This is a genomic window from Butyricicoccus sp. (genome assembly GCF_050872565.1).
Lineage (GTDB): Bacteria > Bacillota > Clostridia > Oscillospirales > Butyricicoccaceae > Butyricicoccus_A.
Genome location: NZ_JBNMHC010000404.1, coordinates 1 through 1,853 on the forward strand (window position 1 = coordinate 1; position 1,853 = coordinate 1,853).

2 protein-coding genes are annotated in these 1,853 nt (G+C 50.5%); one reads left to right on the forward strand and one right to left on the reverse strand.

The genetic code is table 11. The features are described 5' to 3' along the window. A partial coding sequence (gene gpmI / locus ACR0P9_RS11890) for a 2,3-bisphosphoglycerate-independent phosphoglycerate mutase (protein ID WP_432620419.1) occupies positions 1-1,030 on the forward strand: 1,030 nt, incomplete at its 5' end. 75 nt (positions 1,031-1,105) lie between these two features. On the opposite strand, the gene ACR0P9_RS11895 is transcribed toward gpmI, so the two are convergent. Then, positions 1,106-1,853: FUSC family protein (locus ACR0P9_RS11895; RefSeq protein WP_432620421.1), on the reverse strand; the 748-nt coding region annotated here is incomplete at its 5' end.

Below are 1,853 nucleotides of genomic sequence, written 5' to 3' on the forward strand. Positions count from 1 at the left end.
GCTGCAGGCAAAGCTGGATGAAATCGGCATCGGTAAGATTGCAACCATCAACGGCAGATACTATGCGATGGACCGTGATAACCGCTTTGAGCGTCTGGTTAAGGCATATTCTGCAATGGTATACGGCGAAGGCGAGTACTTTGACGATCCGGTGGCTGCTGTACAGGCTTCTTATGATGCAGACGTTACCGACGAATTCATCGTTCCGGTTGTCACAGCAAAGGATGGCCAGATCAAGGCAAACGATTCCATTATTTTTGCAAACTTCCGTCCGGATCGTGCGCGTGAAATCACCCGTACTTTCGTTGATCCGGAGTTCACCGGTTTTGAGCGCAAGAATGGATTCTTCCCGGTATACTTTGTTTGCATGACCCAGTACGATGCGACCATGCCGAATGTTCATGTGGCATTTAAGCCGCAGCAGCTTGTCAATACGTTTGGCGAGTATATCGCAGACAACGGCCTGACCCAGCTGCGCATCGCAGAGACCGAAAAGTATGCTCATGTTACGTTCTTCTTTAACGGCGGCGTAGAAGCTCCGTATAAGAATGAGTCCCGTGACCTGATCGCTTCTCCGAAGGTTGCCACCTATGACATGCAGCCGGAAATGAGCGCATACAAGGTTTGCGACAAGGTTGTGGAAGAAATCAAGAGCGGCAAGTTCGATGTCATCATTCTGAACTACGCAAACTGCGACATGGTCGGTCACACTGGCGTATTTGACGCAGCGGTTGAAGCAGTACAGGCAGTGGATACCTGTGTTGGCAAGACCGTTGATGCGATTCTGGAGATGGGCGGCGTGGCAATGATTACCGCTGACCACGGCAATGCAGACCAGATGCTGGAAGAGGACGGCGTATCTCCGTTCACTGCACACTCCTGCAATCCGGTTCCGTTCTGTGTTGTCGGTGATCCGGACTGCAAGAAGCTGAATCCGGGTCGTCTGGCAGATATTGCACCGACGATGCTGGAAGTTCTCGGCCTGGAGAAGCCGGCAGAGATGGACGGCAAGTCTCTGATCGAAAAGTAAGAATTTTCGGACAAAAGATAGCGGCAGACGGCGCGTTTCCCGTATTCGGGAAACGGCGGTCTGCCGCTTTTGTATTTACATGTGAATCAGCTCGTTCAGATACTCGTTGGAATCTAGAAAAACATTGAGGTAATAATTGAATACCGTTGTGTCCTCTTCATGACAGACGCCGGTCAAAATATTTTCGGTGTGTTCCTGCGGGTCATTGGACAGACCGATTTGCTTCATGCGGGCGAGATTTTCCTGTGAAGGACTCGGCGTGGTGTCGATGCTGCAAATACTGATGAGTGCATCGCGCATTTTCCACAGCAGCTGCTGACAGCCACGCAGATAAGCAACCTGTGATTTTTTGAGCGAAATGTTCATGCGTTCGTCGAGCAGAATATTGATGGAGCTGTCCAACTGATTGATGTGCTTGCGCAAATCACGCAGATCGGGGATTCTGCCGAGCAGAACACGCTCCTTGAGCAGCGGCAGCATCGCTTGCTGTGCGCTGAGAATACCCTTTCTCGTGCGCTCAGCGCCGTTGTACGGGCGAATGAGCATGTTGACGGCAAGAGCAATGATGGTGCCGATGACGGTCTCACGGAAGCGCAATAGGCCGTAAATAATCGTGCCGGATGCTGGAATATCTTTGAGACAGCAGCAGAAGACGACACACGCCAGATTGGTGATTGTCGGTTTCATGTGCAGAAGATTGCACACGGAAATCATGATGATAACACCGATAAAACAGGTGATTTCAAAATAACCGGTGAAATTCATGACGAAAATCATAGCAAGCAGGGCTCCGACTAAGTTTCCGATAATCATATCTCGCGCA